The 15541-nt window shown below is 70.3% G+C and carries 16 protein-coding genes and 1 tRNA gene; 11 read left to right on the top strand and 6 right to left on the bottom strand.

The annotated features are described in order from the left end of the window. Positions 1–16: 16 nt before the first annotated feature. Both CFK39_RS06040 and CFK39_RS06035 read right to left on the bottom strand, forming a co-directional pair. Positions 17–970, bottom strand: a complete 954-nt coding sequence (locus CFK39_RS06040) for a PDDEXK family nuclease (protein WP_089064706.1) — start codon at positions 968–970, stop codon at positions 17–19. A 241-nt stretch (positions 971–1211) separates the two neighbouring features. Further along, complete coding sequence (locus tag CFK39_RS06035) at positions 1212–3515, bottom strand: HAD-IB family hydrolase (RefSeq protein ID WP_089064705.1); 2304 nt, start codon at positions 3513–3515, stop codon at positions 1212–1214. A gap of 145 nt (positions 3516–3660) precedes the next feature. On the opposite strand from CFK39_RS06035, the gene CFK39_RS06030 reads away from it, so the two are divergent. The 7 genes from CFK39_RS06030 to CFK39_RS06000 all read left to right on the top strand — a co-directional run bounded on the left by CFK39_RS06030 (position 3661) and on the right by CFK39_RS06000 (position 10374). Further along, complete coding sequence (locus CFK39_RS06030) at positions 3661–4437, top strand: SDR family NAD(P)-dependent oxidoreductase (protein ID WP_089064704.1); 777 nt, start codon at positions 3661–3663, stop codon at positions 4435–4437. 4 nt (positions 4438–4441) lie between these two features. Continuing rightward, positions 4442–5434 carry a lysophospholipid acyltransferase family protein gene (locus CFK39_RS06025; protein ID WP_245822942.1) on the top strand — a complete coding sequence of 331 codons (993 nt, stop codon included), beginning with the start codon at positions 4442–4444 and terminating at the stop codon, positions 5432–5434. Beyond that, positions 5431–7137, top strand: coding sequence for an FAD-binding oxidoreductase (locus CFK39_RS06020; RefSeq protein ID WP_089064703.1), 1707 nt, complete (start codon positions 5431–5433; stop codon positions 7135–7137). The genes CFK39_RS06025 and CFK39_RS06020 overlap by 4 nt, the downstream gene beginning before the upstream one ends. Positions 7138–7145: 8 nt before the next feature. Further along, on the top strand, positions 7146–7748 hold the full coding sequence (locus CFK39_RS06015) for a histidine phosphatase family protein (RefSeq protein ID WP_089064702.1): 603 nt from the start codon (positions 7146–7148) through the stop codon (positions 7746–7748). 25 nt (positions 7749–7773) lie between these two features. Continuing rightward, the gene (locus CFK39_RS06010; protein WP_089064701.1) at positions 7774–8205 is read left to right on the top strand and encodes a hypothetical protein; all 432 of its coding nucleotides are present in this window, start codon (positions 7774–7776) and stop codon (positions 8203–8205) included. 188 nt (positions 8206–8393) lie between these two features. Beyond that, a complete protein-coding gene (locus tag CFK39_RS06005) occupies positions 8394–9170 on the top strand; it encodes a ThuA domain-containing protein (protein WP_245822941.1) in 777 nt (258 codons plus the stop codon). Continuing rightward, positions 9160–10374, top strand: coding sequence for a Gfo/Idh/MocA family protein (locus tag CFK39_RS06000; protein WP_245822940.1), 1215 nt, complete (start codon positions 9160–9162; stop codon positions 10372–10374). The genes CFK39_RS06005 and CFK39_RS06000 overlap by 11 nt, the downstream gene beginning before the upstream one ends. Before the next feature lies 1 nt (position 10375). Here CFK39_RS06000 and CFK39_RS05995 read toward each other — a convergent pair whose 3' ends face one another. After that, a complete protein-coding gene (locus tag CFK39_RS05995) occupies positions 10376–11299 on the bottom strand; it encodes a cation diffusion facilitator family transporter (protein WP_245822939.1) in 924 nt (307 codons plus the stop codon). A 206-nt stretch (positions 11300–11505) separates the two neighbouring features. Here CFK39_RS05995 and CFK39_RS05990 point away from each other — a divergent pair, with 206 nt between their 5' ends. Beyond that, a complete protein-coding gene (locus CFK39_RS05990) occupies positions 11506–11853 on the top strand; it encodes an ArsR/SmtB family transcription factor (RefSeq protein WP_089064697.1) in 348 nt (115 codons plus the stop codon). A 120-nt stretch (positions 11854–11973) separates the two neighbouring features. On the opposite strand, the gene CFK39_RS05985 is transcribed toward CFK39_RS05990, so the two are convergent. From CFK39_RS05985 to CFK39_RS05975, 3 genes are all read right to left on the bottom strand, one after another. Beyond that, positions 11974–12046 (bottom strand) — tRNA-Arg (locus tag CFK39_RS05985). Positions 12047–12154: 108 nt separating this feature from the next. Further along, entirely contained in the window at positions 12155–13129 is a 975-nt protein-coding gene (locus CFK39_RS05980; protein ID WP_089064696.1) for an LppM family (lipo)protein, read from the bottom strand. A 160-nt stretch (positions 13130–13289) separates the two neighbouring features. Beyond that, a complete protein-coding gene (locus CFK39_RS05975) occupies positions 13290–13745 on the bottom strand; it encodes a cell division protein CrgA (RefSeq protein ID WP_089064695.1) in 456 nt (151 codons plus the stop codon). 115 nt (positions 13746–13860) lie between these two features. Between CFK39_RS05975 and CFK39_RS05970 the strand changes: the two genes are divergently transcribed. From CFK39_RS05970 to CFK39_RS05960, 3 genes are read left to right on the top strand one after another with little or no spacing between them, the layout of a single operon-like run. Then, a complete protein-coding gene (locus CFK39_RS05970) occupies positions 13861–14601 on the top strand; it encodes a DUF881 domain-containing protein (RefSeq protein ID WP_089064694.1) in 741 nt (246 codons plus the stop codon). Next, positions 14598–15347, top strand: coding sequence for a class E sortase (locus tag CFK39_RS05965; RefSeq protein ID WP_089064693.1), 750 nt, complete (start codon positions 14598–14600; stop codon positions 15345–15347). Before CFK39_RS05970 ends, CFK39_RS05965 begins: the two co-directional genes overlap by 4 nt. Next, entirely contained in the window at positions 15347–15535 is a 189-nt protein-coding gene (locus CFK39_RS05960; RefSeq protein WP_089064692.1) for a hypothetical protein, read from the top strand. Before CFK39_RS05965 ends, CFK39_RS05960 begins: the two co-directional genes overlap by 1 nt. Positions 15536–15541: the final 6 nt, after the last annotated feature.

Raw genomic sequence — 15541 nt, 5'->3', positions numbered from 1 at the left:
GTGCCCTCGGGGCTGCTCAGGCGGCGGCCAGCTGTGCCACTTTCCGCCGGCCGAATCCGCCGACCTCCGCGATGGTGCGGAGGATGTTCTGCTGGGTGGCGGGCCAGTGGTGCCAGACCTGGTCATAGCTGATGCGGAGCACCTGCAGCCCGTGCCGGATGGCGTGCAGATCCCTGCGACGGTCCCGGCCGAAGGCGCTCTCGCCGGAATGGAACTCCTTGCCGTCGATCTCCAGGAAGAGCCCGCCGACGTAGGCGTCGAGGAACCCCACGCCCTCCACATGCACCTGCTGCTCGACATGGAACTTCCGGCGTCGCAGCCACCGGACCACCCTCGTCTCCGAGCCGGAGTCGCTCGCGGAGGAGACCGTGCCGATCCGGGAGCGGACCGCGGCGGGGGCAGCCTCCAGGATCTGCTGCACCTCGGCAGGGGAGAGGAGCCCGCGTTGCATCGCGGACTCGAGCAGGATCGCGGAGGTCTCGCCGCTGCAGCACCGGAGGGAGTGGGCGAGCGCGAGCGGAAGCGAGGCGACTGCGTCCGTCTCCGGCCAGGATCTGCCGCGCGGGGAGTGCTGTTTCATCCGCGGCGGAAGGGAGCCTCCGCTGCCGCCGCGATAGACGTGCAGATGGTGACGCTCGGGGGAGGTGTCCTCCGGGATCCAAAGACCATGCAGCCGCGCCGCGTCCACGCAGGTGAGCCGATACCCGGCGGTCAGGGCCCGAACCACGGCAGCGTCGGCGGTGGGCAGTGCGGTCCAGCCGCGGGCGATGCGCCGCAGCTCGCCGCGCTCCAGGGCGCCGCGCATGGTCCACTGCGTCAAGCCGAGGGCGGAGATCTCGTGGCGCCGGGCGACGCCGAGCTGCTCAGGGGTGAGATGGAGGGCGCCGGGCGGTCGGCGGGTCGGTTGACTGGACGGGCGGTAAGGGCGGTCCGCGCTCGCCGGCAGGATCACGTGACTGGGGCCGTACATGCTCCGAGTCTCGGCGCGGACGGAACGCGGCGGGAGGAGAGCGTTGCTGATGTGGACAGCCCAGGGGTGGGGAGGAACGGTCGACCACCAGGAGACTGACGTATATCAGTGTTGAACGCATATACGCCGTTCAACGCCCGTATACGTCAAAGTTCTGGTGGCCACCACCCCGGGCCAGGTCACCACCCCGGGCCAGGCGACTATCCGGCCCGGCCACCCGGGCTTCAGCGGCTGCGCAGCGTCACCACTCCAGGATCTGCCAGCGCTTCTTCTTCGCCACGCCGTACAGGCCCAGGTCCGGGGACACGGCAGCGGGGGTGCCGACCAGCTCGAGCCAGGAGGCGTCGGCGTGGGAGTCGCCGTAGCCGTAGGAGGCGGCGAGGTCCGCGCTGTGCAGATCGGCGTACTTGCTCAGCCAGTTCGCGCGGGCCTCGTCGACCAGCGGGGGAGTGGCCAGGTAGCCGGTCATGACCCCGGAGGAGTCCTCGTCCATGTGGGTGGCGACGACCTCGTCGAACAGGTCCGCGAGCGGCTCCACGAGCACGTCGAGCGCGCCGCTGACGAGCACGGTCCGGTGCCCGGCGGCGCGGTGGCGCTCGATCGTCTCGAGGGCCTCGGGGCGGACCGACGCGCGGATGCGGCGCCCGGCCTCACCCTGCATGAGGGAGCGCAGCTCGTCGCCGCGGTAGCCCTTGTAACGGCGGTTGACCGTGCGGATCAGCTCGGAGCGGTCCCGCTTCTCCGCCCGCAGATACCCGGGGACGGCGGCGAGCAGGCCACCGATCTCACCGGGCCAGGACCGGCGCGGACGCGTCGCGCGGACCACCGCGAAGTACTGCTGGACGATGTTCGTGGCGAGCACGGTGCCGTCGAGGTCGAAGACGGCCAGAGCGTTCTCGTTCTGCTTGAGCTCCGGCGCGGGGCGCGCGGAGCGCTTGCGCTGGGCGGACTTCGCCCGCGAGTACGCCTTGGTGAGGTCGGTGACGGCTGGGAGGTGCTGTTTCGTGAAGTACTCGCTCCAGTCGATGCCGGTGACGTCGAAGTCGTGGTTCGCGAGGAAATCGGCCGACAATTCGTCGCGCAGGGCGCGCGTGTTGGCGTCGTCGAAGACCATCTCCGTCTTCGTGTACTGGCGGTACAGCTCGATGTACATGCGCAGGGTGGTCAGGCCCGACGTCGCCTTGTGCAGGTCCGACGTCCACGCCCGGGTGCGCTTGGTGGCGGGGAGGTAGGCGACGGCGGTGGCCCCGGCCTTCGCGGCGAGCTCCTTGGCGCGGAAGCGCTGCTCGACCATCTCCACGGCCGGGAAGGTCCAGGCGGGGACCTCGATGGCCTTGCCCTCGTCGTCCTCGAGCGGGTGCTCCACGAAGTACTCGCGCACGGCGGTGAACATCTCGTGGAAGGGCAGCGGGTTCGAGGCGCCGGAGACCACCTGGTAGTAGGCGTCATCGCCGCGACGGGAGACGTCCTGGGTGGCCAGGGCCACGATCACGTTCACCACGAAATCCACGGGGATGACGTCGAGGATCGAGTCCGCGAGGCCCGGGAACTCGGGCAGCGCGCCGCGGCCGTAGGCCATGATCAGCGGGTCGGCGACCTTGTAGCCGTCGATCCAGCCCGGGTACGGGTTCTGCACGGCGGATTCGATGATCGACGGCCGCACGAAGGAGACGCGGTGGCCGCCCGCCGCCCACAGCTCCTCGGCGACCTGCTCCGCCATCGCCTTGGTGAAGGTGTAGATGTCGGTCCAGCCCACGGACTGGGCGCGGGTGCGGCCGAAGTCGACCAGGCGCTCGTCGACCCAGTTGCGGCGGGCCTCCTCGGACGCGGAGGCGACGGCCTTGGGGCCCATGCGGCCGGTGCGCAGCGTCGCACCGCGGATCTGGGAGCGCAGCGTCTCGGGCCGACGGGACTCGGCATCGACGCGGGTGCGAGCGTCGAGCGCGGCCTGGTACTCGGCGCGCCAGTCGACGTCGGTCCGGAGCGACCCCTCCTGGCGGAGGCCCTTGGCGATGCCGCCGACATAGGCGGTCGAGACGTGGATGACGTGCGGGTCCTGGCCGGAGGCGAGCAGTGCCTCGTAGAGGTTCTGCGCCCCGCCGACGTTGGTGCGGAAGGCGACGTCGATCGGCGGGTCGAAGGAGACCGACGACGCGGAGTGGATGACCACGTCGAAGGGGTCCTCGATCGCGGGCATGTCCGTGAGGTCGCCCTCGATCACGGAGACACGGGCGTCGAACGCGGCCTTCACGACCGCCTTCCCGTCCAGTCCGTCCTGGCTGTCCTGTGCGTTCTCGCTGATCGCGTCGGCCCAGGAGGAGAAGACCGGCTTGCGCAGCAGCTGCTCGAGACGCTTGAGCCCGCTGAGGGAGCCCTTGGGGCGCACGACGGCCGTGATCCGGGTGTTCTCGGTGGTCTCCAGGAGGGACCGCAGGACCGCCTGGCCCAGGAACCCGGTGACGCCGGTCAGCAGGATCCGACGATCCCCGTCGCGGTGCCCGCCGCTGCTGGCGGACTGGTCGGCGGACGGTGTGCTGTTCGACATGGATTCCCTCTATGGACGGGTACGGAAGGACGTGGAGGATGTGGGGCCCGTGTCGCGATCCCCTCGCGTTCGACGCGTCTCGGGACCGCCTCACCAGGGGTGCTTCCCGCGCTGATCAGGGCGGCGCTAGTGTATCGTAGCCGCCATGCATAGGGCCCTGATCACCGGTGGCACCGCGGGCATCGGGGCCGCTTTCGCGAGAGCTTTCGCTGCTCGTGGGGCGTCCCTGGTGCTGGTCGCGCGAGACGCCTCCCGCCTGGACGAGACTGCCGCACAGCTCCGCCGGGAGTACGGCGTCGAGGTCGAGACCCTCATCGCCGATCTCGCCGACCGCGCGGCGCAGCAGCGCGTCGCCGACCGCCTCGAAGCCGCGACGGAACCGGTCGACGTGCTTGTCAACAACGCCGGCTTCTCCGTGAGGGCGAGCCTGCTCGAGGAGGACATCTCCGCTCATGACCTCGGCTTCGAGGTGATGATCCGCGCCGTGCTGAAGCTCGGTGGTGCGGCCGGTCGGGGGATGCGCGAGCGCGGTCGCGGCTGGATCATCAACGTGGGCTCCGTGAGCGCCCTGGTGACCCAGAACAACTACTCCGCGATCAAGGCCTGGGTGGGCAACTACTCCGAGTCGCTCGGGGTGCAGCTGGCGGGCACCGGCGTGCAGGTCACTGCGCTCATGCCGGGCTGGGTGCGCACCGAGTTCCACGATCGCGCAGGGATCAAGGGCTCCTCGATCCCCGGTGTGCTGTGGCTCGACGCCGACCGTCTCGTCGAGGAGTGCCTTCGGGATGTGGCCCGCGGCAAGCCGGTCTCGATCCCCTCGCTGCGCTGGAAGGGGATCGCCGGTGTGCTGCGCACGACGCCTCGTGGGATCGTGGCACGACTGAGCGCACTGCTCAGCCACCGCCGCAGCCGGGAGAAGTGATCGCATGACCCCGCAGTACTCCGCGCAGGACCCTGAGGACACCGTCGATCCTGCCGGTGCCGCCTTCCCGACGCGAGCTGGCGACGCTGCGGGTCACCTGCACCCGGCCGGCTCTGGCGAGGATGCCGACGCTGTGGCCGACGACCTCGCCGACGCCGACGGGGAGCCCGGCGACGATGCCGACAGCGACGCCCCTGTGGGCCCGGCCGGCGAGTCGAAGCATCCCAGCGCCGGCCGACGCCTGATGCAGTCCCTCTCGGCCCGCTCGCGCGGCGAGGGCTGGGAGAAGCCCGAGGGAGAGCTCGCGAAGTACCGCTCGCGATGGCGCTCGGGCCTCCGTTTCGTGTTGCAGCGGGTGATCTTCCGGATGGTCGTGAGGTCCGCGGTGAACCCGCAGGTCGTGATGCACCGCCGCGTCAAGAGCGTCAGGGGGCCGTTCGTGCTGGTCGCGAACCACACCAGTCATGTCGACGGGCCCCTGCTGGCGCTCAGCCTGCCGTGGGCCCAGGGCCGCCTGCTGTCCACCGGGGTGGCGACCGACTACTGGTTCGAGCACGGATGGCCCCGTCGATTCTTCGTGCGCACCATGCTCAACGCTTTCCCGATCGACCGGGGCGGCGGCCGCAAGCACTCCGGCACGTCCCGCAAGCTGCTCCGCGTCGGCGTGCCGATCCTGGTCTTCCCGGAGGGCGGACGCCAGAGCAGCGGCCAGATGTCCAGCTTCAAGCCCGGCGGGGCGGCTCTCGCGATCAGCGTCGGCGTGCCCGTCATCCCCGCGGCGATCGTCGGAGGCTACGAGGCGATGCCCAAGGGTCGAAGCTGGCCGAAGGGCCGTCCTCCGGTCCGCGTCGTCTTCGGCGAACCGATGATCTCCCATGTGGACGAATCCGCCGTCGAGTTCTCGACGCGGATCCGGGCCCGGGTGAAAGACTTGTACGACGAGCATCACGACGAGGTCCTGGGCGGCGCCGCCGAGGACGAGGAGGGATCCGCATGAGCGAACGGCTGAGCGCACGGGAGGTCAAGCGGCACAAGTGGTGGGGCTGGGGACTGGACTCCGTCACCTTCCGCTACGACAACAAGCCGGCCTTCCCCCCATTGGCGAAGAACAAGGTCGGCGTGGATCTGGATTCCCAGCAGCCGGTCGAGCCCGAGCTCTCGGAGTTCGAGGTCCCGCCCAGCCGCCTGCCGCAGGAGCTGAAGGGCGAGCTGGCCGCCGTGGTCGGCGAGGAGAACGTGCTGGCGGATGACGAATACCGCGTCGTCCATTCCTTCGGCCGCTCGCTGCCGGACCTGTTCCGGGTCCGCTCCGGTGACTTCGCGCGACTGGTCGACGCGATCGTGTATCCCGCCTCCGAGGAGGAGGTCGCCGCGGTGCTGAGGCTCGTGCTCGAGCACGACCTGGTGCTGATCCCCTACGGCGGCGGCTCCAGCATCTCCGGCTCCGTCACGCCCGACCTCTCCGAGCAGCGCCCCGTGATCTCGTTGAACCTCGGCCGGATGCGCGACGTCCTGGAGATCGACGACACCGCGGGCCTGGCCCGGGTGGAGGCCGGTGCGTACGGCCCCGATCTCGAGGAGCAGCTCAACGCCGAGGGCTGGACCGTCGGCCACTTCCCGGACTCCTTCACCTACTCGACCCTCGGCGGCTGGGCCGCGACCCGGTCCTCCGGCATGCAGTCGGACAAGTACGGCGACATCGAGGACATCGTGCGCGGGCTGCGCCTGATCCACCCTGACGGCGTCGCGGTCACCAAGCCGATCCCGGGCCGCGACTCCGGCCCCAGCGTGCACGAGATGATCCTGGGCAGCGAGGGCCGGCTGGGCGTGATCACCGAGGCCACCGTGCAGGTGCATCGCCTCGCCCCGGTCCGCCAGGTCATCGCCTATATGTACCCGGACTGGGAGCACGGCATCCGCGGGATGCACGCGATCGCCCGCTCCACCGATGTCACCCCGACCTTCACCCGTCTCTCCGACGGTCCGGAGACCGAGTTCAGCCTGTCGATGGTCAAGGAGCCCAGCTCCACCAAGGGCCGGATCGCCGCGAAGGTGCAGGACGGCCTGTTCGCCTATCTGCGCTCACAGGGCTGGGACACCACCGAGGAGATGTCGATCTCCTACGTGTGCTTCGAGGGTTCCAAGGCGGCGGTCGAGCAGCAGAAGGCGCTGGTGAAGAAGATCGTCAAGCGCAACGGGGGCATCACCCTCGGGGCGGGGCCGGGCGCGATCTACGACCAGAAGAAGTTCGACACCCCCTACCTGCGCGACTTCCTGATGGACTACCAGGTGTTCGGCGATGTCTGCGACACCGGCGCGACCTGGTCGATGCTCAACGAGCTCCACACCAAGGCCTACGAGGCCTTCTATGCGGTGCAGGAGGAGCAGGGCCTGCCCGGCTTCATGTTCTGCCACATGTCGCACAGCTACCACGCCGGGGCCTGCCTGTACTTCACCTTCGCCTTCCCCTACTCCTCGAAGGAGCAGGCGCTGGAGCAGTACTACGCGGCCAAGTCCGCGGTGCAGCAGACGTTCGTGGACCTGGGGTCCACGGTCAGCCACCACCATGCGGTGGGCACCGAGCACCAGCCGTGGATCACCGAGGACATCGGCGAGGTCGGGGTGCGCATGGTCAAGGGGCTGTTCGCGGACAACGACCCGGGCCGGAACCTGAACCCCGGCAAGGTCACCACCCCCTGAGCGCCGCGATGAACCCGCTCTGGGTGCTGCGCCACGGCGAATCCACTGCGAACGTCCAGGGGCTGATCGTCTCGGCCCCCGGGCCGCGGGCGCTCACCGAGGTGGGGCTCACCGCGCGCGGTCGCGAGCAGGCCCGGGCGGCGGCCGCCGAGGGCCTCGCCCAGGGTCTGGGGCCGCAGACCGTGATCGTCTCGAGCGATTTCGCGCGTGCCCTGCAGACCGCCCAGGAGTTCGCCGCCGGGCTCGGCGCCGCGCCGCCGCGCGTGGAGGTGCGGCTGCGGGAGCGCAGCTTCGGGCGGTACGACGAGGGCCCCGCGAGCGCCTATGAGCAGATCTGGCAGGTCGATCGCGAGCGCGGCACCCACGAGGGCGGGGTGGAGCAGGTCGCTGCCGTCGCCGCTCGCGTGACCGCCGTGCTCCACGAGGCCGATGCGCTCGCGAGGGAGGCACCGGTGGTGCTGGTCGCCCACGGCGACGTGCTGCAGATCGCGCTCGCCGTCACGGCCGGGAGGGACCCCCACGACCACCGCGAGGTGTCGCACCTGGGCAACGCAGAACTGCGCCGGATCGGCGAGGGCCGAGGAGCTGCCGACGGGGACCTCGATCCATGAACGTCACACCCGTGAACATCGCCCCGTGAACGGCACCCGCTCCGTGGACCCGGTCCCCGAGGGGACGGCGCTCACCGTCGTCGGCGGGCGGCGCACCATCGATCCTCTGGTCGCCCGGTTCTTCGCCGAGCGCGGCTGGAGCGCGCATGAGCGGGGGTCGGGGCGGTTCATCGTCGAGACCGGCAGCCTGCGGCGCACGGTGCTGCTGGGCGCCTTCGCCGGCTCACGCTTCCGCCTCACCGCACTGATCGAGCTGCTCGAGCCGCTGCAGCCGCCTCGCGGAGCGGACGCCCCGGAGACGGTCGAGGTGCGCTATCGATGGGGGGCTGGAGCCGGGCGGGCCCTGGGAGGCTCGATCGGCAGGGCTCGGGCGGCACGGAGGCATCGGGAGACGTCCCTCGCGCTCGAGCGGTATCTCGGGGCGGCTGGGCACTCGGTGCACGCGCGACCGCTCTGATCCCGGGCCCGGACGAAATCCCGGGCCCGGACGAAGAAGAGGCTCCCTCGCCATTGAAGGAGCCTGCCCATGACCATAGCCCCGAAGCGGTGAGAAGCAGATCACATCCCGGTCACGGTTCTGGCCGAGGCGCGCCCTACGATGGACTGGCCGTCCCTCCGGACGGCCCGGGACCCACCACCGACAGGATGAACGACACCATGACTCTGCGCATCGCCGTCTTCGGAGAGAACCGGCATGAGAAGGTCGATCCGACAGTGCAGGAGATCTACCCCGAGGGGATGCACACCGTCATCGCGGAGGCCCTGCGCAGGCTGCTCGCGGCCGACGGTGTGGACGCCGAGGTGCGCATCGCGCTGCTCGATGACATCGAGGAGTCCCTCTCCGAGGAGGCGCTCGCCGAGACCGACGTGCTGACCTGGTGGGGGCACATGGCGCATCAGGACGTGCCCGACGAGATCGCCGAGCGCGTGGTGCGTCGCGTGCACGAGGGCATGGGCCTGATCCCACTGCACTCGGCCCACTACTCCAAGCCGTTCAGGGCGCTGATGGGCACCACCTGCAACCTGCTGTGGCGCAATGACGGCGAGGAGGAACGGGTGTGGACCGTCAGCGGCTCCCATCCGATCGCCCGCGGCGTCCCGCATCCGATCCTCATCCCGCAGCAGGAGATGTACGGCGAGATGTTCGACATCCCGGCCCCTGATGAGCTGGTGTTCCTCTCCTCCTTCGCCGGGGGAGAGGTGTTCCGCTCCGGTGCCGTGTTCCGGCGCGGCAAGGGCAAGGTCTTCTACTTCAGCCCCGGCGACCAGGAGTACCCCGTCTACCGCCAGGCCGAGATCCAGCGGGTGCTGGCCAACGCCGTGGTCTGGGCCCGGCCCGAGGAGCGCGAGACCGCTCCGGTGAAGATCGCCAATGCGCCGCGCGACTGGTTCCGCGGCGAGGAGATCACGCGTGTCATCTGAGCGGCTGACTGCAGCGCCGGCCGGCCTCGCCGCCGCCCCGGCCCCGGTGCCCGCACGCACGGGCTTCCCGCGCCTGCCGGCCGACCGTCCGGCCCGGGTGGTGGTCGTCGGCGCGGGCGGGATGGGCAGCTGGTGGGCCCGGGAGATCGTGGCCAGCGATGTCGCCGAGCTGGTGGGCGTCGCCGACCTGGTCGAAGGTGCGCCCCAGCGGGTCATCGAGCAGTCGGGGGCGTCGGACCCGTCGGCCGTGGCGATCGGGGCCGACGGGGTGGACCTCGCCCTCGCGACCGGCGCTGACCTGCTGGTCGACCCGACCGTGCCGGTCGCGCACCATCCGGTGACGGTGAAGGCGCTGCATGCCGGGATCCCGGTGCTCGGCGAGAAGCCGGTCACCGAGACCCTGCCCGAGGCGCTGAGCCTGGTGGCGCACGCCGAACTGACCGGGGTGCCGTTCATGGTCTCCCAGTCGAGGCGGTTCTTCCGCCAGGTGCGGCAGCTGCGCGGCTTCGTCGCCGCCCACGGGCCGACGGTGCTGACCAGCGCCTTCTTCTCCCTTTTCGTCGAGCACGACGGGTTCCGGCGCAGCCAGGATCATCCGCTGCTGCGGGACATGGGGATCCACGCCTTCGACGCCGCCCGGTACATCACCGGTGCGGACCCGGTCGCGGTGACCGCGCGCGGTGCGCGGCCGGACTGGAGCGTGTACGCGCACGACGCCACCGTGACGGCGACCTTCGAGATGGACGACGACTCGCTGTTCGCCTATCACGGCACCTGGAACGCGCGCGGCCTGCCGACCTGGTGGAACGGGGAGTGGCGGATCGCCGCCCAGCACGGCTCGGCCACCTGGGACGGCACCGGCGCGCCGGTGCTCGGGACCGAGGACGAGGAGTCCACCGCTCGGCTGCAGGCCGAGGTAGCGGAGGAGACGGTGCCGGAGCGGGACCAGATCGCCGCCTCCCTGGTGGAGTGCGTCAGCGCTCTGCGCGAGGGCCGCACCCCGATGTGCGAGGTGCACGAGAACCTGCTGAGCTTCGCGATGGTCGAGGCGGCGGTGGCGTCCGTGGAGCGCGGGGCGCGGGTCGAGATCGACGAGCTGCTCGACCATGCCCGCCGCGAGGCGATCGCCGCCGAGGCCGACCCTGCGGCGCGAGAGCTGCTGCAGTCCTGGACCTCGGTGCGCGAGGTGCTCACCGCCGGCTGATTCACGGTCGAGCAGCGCCGGCGGTGATCCGTACTCCGGCACGGTCCAGGTGCGGCAGGGCGCGATGCAGCTGCGTCTCCACCTCCTCCATGAGCAGCTGTGAGCGGCCGACGCTGAGGCCCGGGTCCACGACTACCGTGACCTCGGCCTCGAGCCGATGCCCGATCCAGCGGGCCCGGGCCTCACGCACCTCGAGCACGCCGGGCACCGCGGCGGCCGTCTCGACGGTGTCCAGGGTGTCGGGTCCGACGCCATCCATCAGGCGATGGATCACGGTGCGCATCGAGCTGATCAGCACCAGCACCACCATCACGGCGATGAGCAGGCCGATGAGCGGGTCGATCCAGGTCGCGCCGAGCCAGGCACCGACCACCCCGACCACCACGGCCAAGGAGGTGAGCGCATCGGTGCGGGCATGCTGGCCCTCCGCGATCAGCGCTGCGGAGCCGATCCTCCGGCCGGCGCGGATCCGATACCGCGCGACCAGCTCGTTCCCAGCGGCACCGATGAGGGCGGCGGCGAGCACCCAGACCAGATGAGTCATGTCCCGGGCCGTCGTGAGTGCGCGCACCGACTCCCACACGATCAGACCCGCAGACACCGCGATCACGGCCCCGATCAGGAGGCCCACCAGATCCTCGGCGCGGCGGAAGCCGTAGCTGAAGCGACGGGTGGGAGCGCGCAGCCCGAGGCGGAAGGCGATGATCAACGGGATCGTGGTGGCCAGATGGCCGAGGTTGTGGAGGGTGTCGGCGAGCAGGGCGACCGAACCGCTGAGCGCGACGATACCGATCTGCAGCAGTGCGGTCGCCCCCATCCCGGCGAGGCTCACCCAGGCCGCCCGGATGCCGATCGCACTGGACTCCTCGGCGGTGCGGATCGCGTCGCCGTGGTCGTGGCTGTGCGGGGTCAGCGCGTGGCGCACGCGGGACCAGAGCCCGGCGTGCTCGTGTCCGTGCGCGTGTTCGTGCCGGTCGCCTGCGTGCGCGGGGTGCTGATCGTGCGGGGGGTGTGGAGTGCGCTGCGGCACGGGGTGAGGGCCGTGCGAGTGGTCGGGGGAGGGAGCTCGAGACATCGCATCAATGTATCTGCGTAGGCATGCAGGTAGCAAGGTTTGCGTAGGATGACGGGATGCACCCCGCACCTCTGCATCCGGTCCCCGACGAGGAGCATGCCCGGATCGCCTCGGACACCTTCCGCATGCTCGCCGATCCGACCCGGGTGAAGATCCTCTGGGCGCTCTTCCAGCAGGAGTCCAGCGTGAATGCACTCGCCGAGGCGATCGGGGCGACACCTGCCGCAGTGAGTCAGCACCTGTCCAAGCTGCGGATGGCGGGCTTGGTGCAGAGCCGCAAGGAGGGTACCTTCGCCTTCTATCGCGCCTCGGACTCCCATGTGCACCGGCTCCTGGCGGAAACCCTCTCGCACGCCGAGCACGTCACCGGGGCAGCGGCAGGGGATGACCCCCACGGCTACTGAGCCGCCGCCGCGGGCATCCGCTGCGTCCGCGCTGTCCCCGGATGCCACCGAACGCACCCGGGGCACGAAGAAGCCCCTCGCCGCACCGTTTCGGTGCTGCGAGGGGCTTCTGCAAAAAAGTGCGCCCGGAGGGATTCGAACCCCCAACCTTCTGATCCGTAGTCAGATGCTCTATCCGTTAAGCTACGGGCGCTTGCCAGCTGAACTGACCTGATCAACTCTAGCGGTCACGTCCGGCCGGCGCCAATCCGGGAGTCATGACCCTGCTCACACGGCTCCCGGATGGCTCACCTGAACAGCGTCACCAGCCCGGATTCTGCGGCGGCTGCTGGCCCTGACCGGGCTGGCCCCACTGCTGCCCGTCCTGCGGCGGGTGGGACCACGGCTGCTCGCCCTGCGGGGCCGCTGGGGGTGAGGCCTGGCCCCACTGCTGACCCTGCTGACCGGGCTGACCCGGCTGGCCCTGCGGGGCCGCTGGGGGTGAGGCCTGGCCCCACTGCTGGCCCGGCTGACCGGGCTGACCCGGCTGGCCCTGCGGGGCTGCCGGGGCGGCGGCGCCCGCTGCTGCCGCCGAGCCGTAGCTGCCGGGCATGCCGGACGGGGTCGAGCCGCCGCCCTTGTTCTTGCGGGCACGGATCAGGAAGAAGGCGACCACCGCGATGAGCAGCAGGAGCAGGAACCCGAGCACGAGCACGATCACGATGACGATCACCCAGGGGAAGCCGCCGGCGTCGGCCCGGATGTCGATGCCCTGCGCCACCTCGTTGAGATCGGTGTAGGTCACGGAGTTCCCGTCGACCTCACCCCCGTTGGACTCGATGACCTTGCCGGGGAAGGTGAAGGTCATCCGGAAATCGAAGTCGAGGCTCGCGATCGACGGATCCTCGAGATCCGACGTCATGGACTCGTCGCCGTGGAGGATCAGATGGTATTCGCCGCCCTCCTTGGTCAGGGACATGTCGCTGCCGAAGTTGTCGCGGGTCATGACGCCGGTGACGAGGCAGCCGAGCTGGCCGTCCTCCTCATAGGGTTCGACGTCGGGAGCGAGCTCCCCGCCGACGGACAGCTCCCCGGCCATCTCGGAGCACATCTCGTCAGCGGTGGCGTAGACGCCGTCGGTGAACTCCTTGTCGATCCCGAGGTCGTAGGACACATTGATCGTGTCGACGTCCTGGATGTCGAAATCTGCGTGGAGCTTCCCGCACCCGGCGAGCACCATCAGGAAGGGCAGGAGGAGGACGGCGATGAGTCTCTGCCGCGTCGAGGTGCTTTTCATGGGATTCCCGTCGGGTAGTGCGCTGAAATCTGTGGACAGCGCCGTGCTGAGCGCGTGTCCCCGTCAGCCTACCGGCGCAGGAGCGCCGCCGCCTTGGGGAGAACTCCCCATCGGGCGGAAGGCTCGTCCGCTACACCCCGACCATCTGGGTCCCGACCATCTACTTCCAGAACATCAGCATGCCGCCGCCGACCATCAGCACACCGAAGCCTGCGGCGAGATTCCAGTCGCCGATGGGCAGGGGGAGCTGACCTGCGGAAATGTAATAGGTGACCAGGTAGGCCAAGCCCACCACCAGCAGCACCACGGCGGTGGGTGCGAGCCAGGCCGGGTTCTGGGTCGCGGCAGCGACCCGGCGGCCGGTGCTGCGGGAGCTCTCGGCGGCGGCGGCCTTCTTCACCGACGTGGACCGGGTGGAGTCCTTCGCCTTCTCGGCGACCTCGCCGCCCTTGGGCTTGACCGGGTCCTTGCCTGCCGCAGAGCGCTTGACCGGGGCCGCGTTCTTCGAGGACTTCTCGGCGGCATCCTCGGTGGCATCCTCCACGGGCTTCGCCGCGGCCGTGGCCTTCGCGCTCGATGTCGGCCGCTGGGACGACTTCTTCCTGCTCCTGGCCATGAAACGGTGCTCCCTCGACGCGCCTGTCAGCGCGGGCATGCCGCGCGTGCCCGCGGGTGCGGACTGTGGCCTAGGGTAATGGTCGTCGACCGAGGGTGCGAAGTCAGGAGTTGCCATGGACGCAGAGGGCACCGGCCGCAGCCCGGCTCGCAGCGCACGCCGCCGCGGGCGGATCGGCGTGGCGCTGGTGATGGTGCTGTGCGGAGTGCTGTTCGCCACCACCGCGCGGCTCTCCGACGGCAGCTCCATCCGCGACGAGAGCAGCGATGTCGCCGGTGTGCTCGAGGAGCGGGGGCGGGTGATCGAGGACCTCACGGAGGAGAACGCGGCCAAGCGTGCCGAGATCGAGTCTCTCCGCGACACGGACGAGCGCGCACCGGCCGCCGCACTGACCCAGCAGGTCGGCGATGCCGTCGGGCTCAGCGAGGTCAGTGGTCCCGCTCTGCGGATCACCCTCACCGACGCCCCCGGCAGCGCGCTGGGCACCATCCCCGACGCGGAGCCCGATGATCTCGTGGTCCACCAGCAGGATCTGGAGGCCTATGTCAATGCGCTGTGGGCGGGCGGGGCCGAGGCGATGATGCTCCAGGATCAGCGGGTCATCAACGGCAGCGCCTTCCGGTGCGCCGGCAACACCCTCCTGCTCGAGGGGCGGGTCTACTCCCCGCCGTTCGTCATCACCGTCATCGGGCCGATCGAGGAGATGACCGCCTCGCTCGAGGCCTCGCCGGGCGTCCAGGTGTATCGCCAATGGGTCGATCATGTGGGGCTCGGTGAGAAGGTCGAGACCCTGGAGGAGACCACCCTGCCCGGTTTCGTCGGCTCCCTCACGATCGATGCGGAGGTGACCGGGTGAGACCGTCCCACCGCGGTCATGGCCGCGGGGGCGTGCTGATCGGGGTCCTGGGAGAGCTGCTGCTGACCCTCGGTGCCCTGCTGCTGCTGTTCCTCGTCTGGCAGCTGTGGTGGACCGATGTGGTCGCCGATCGGGAGCAGTCCGGGATCCTCGCGGGCCTGGAGCAGGAGTGGGGCGAGGTCGATGAGCAGACCATCGCCCCGCGGCAGGAGGGCCCGCCGCCGGTGCCCGAGACCCCCCAGGACACGAAGGTCTGGGCCACCATGCACGTGCCGGACTTCGATCGCCCGCAGTTCCCGCTCGCCGAGGGCGTCAGCCTCGAGCAGGTGCTCAACGTCAAGGGGGCCGGGCACTATCCGGGAACCGCACTGCCCGGAGAGGTCGGGAACGTTGCGATCGCCGGTCACCGCAACACCTACGGCCGCGTCTTCGAGGACATCGGCCGGCTCGGGGCCAGGGATCCGATCGTGGTGGAGACGGCCGACGCCTTCTACGTGTACGAGGTGACCGAGACGCTCATCGTCCAGCCCGAGGACGTCGAGGTGATCGCGCCGACGCCCGGCCGGCCCGGCGTCGACCCGACGGAACGGATGCTCACCCTGACCGCCTGCCATCCGATGTTCTCCGCCCGCGAGCGGATCATCGTCCACGCGCAGTTCGCGTACTGGACGAAGCGGTCCGACGGGATCCCGGAAGCCCTCGCGGACGAGGATGCGACGAGCCCCGAGACGACGGAGGAGAGCTGATGTACGGATGGCTGTTCCGGGCCCTGCCCGGACCGTTATGGCTGCGGGTGCTGATCGCGGCGGTCCTGGTGGCGGCGGTCGTCGTGGTGCTGTTCGCCTGGGTCTTCCCGGCGATCGCGCCGTCCTTGCCCTTCAACGACGGCATGGTCGGCGCACTGTCCGGCGGGACCGCGCACATCGCGCCCTGACCGGGC

The sequence above is a fragment of the Brachybacterium avium genome (genome assembly GCF_002216795.1).
Lineage (GTDB): Bacteria > Actinomycetota > Actinomycetes > Actinomycetales > Dermabacteraceae > Brachybacterium > Brachybacterium avium.
This window is presented reverse-complemented; position numbering and strand designations above follow the sequence as displayed.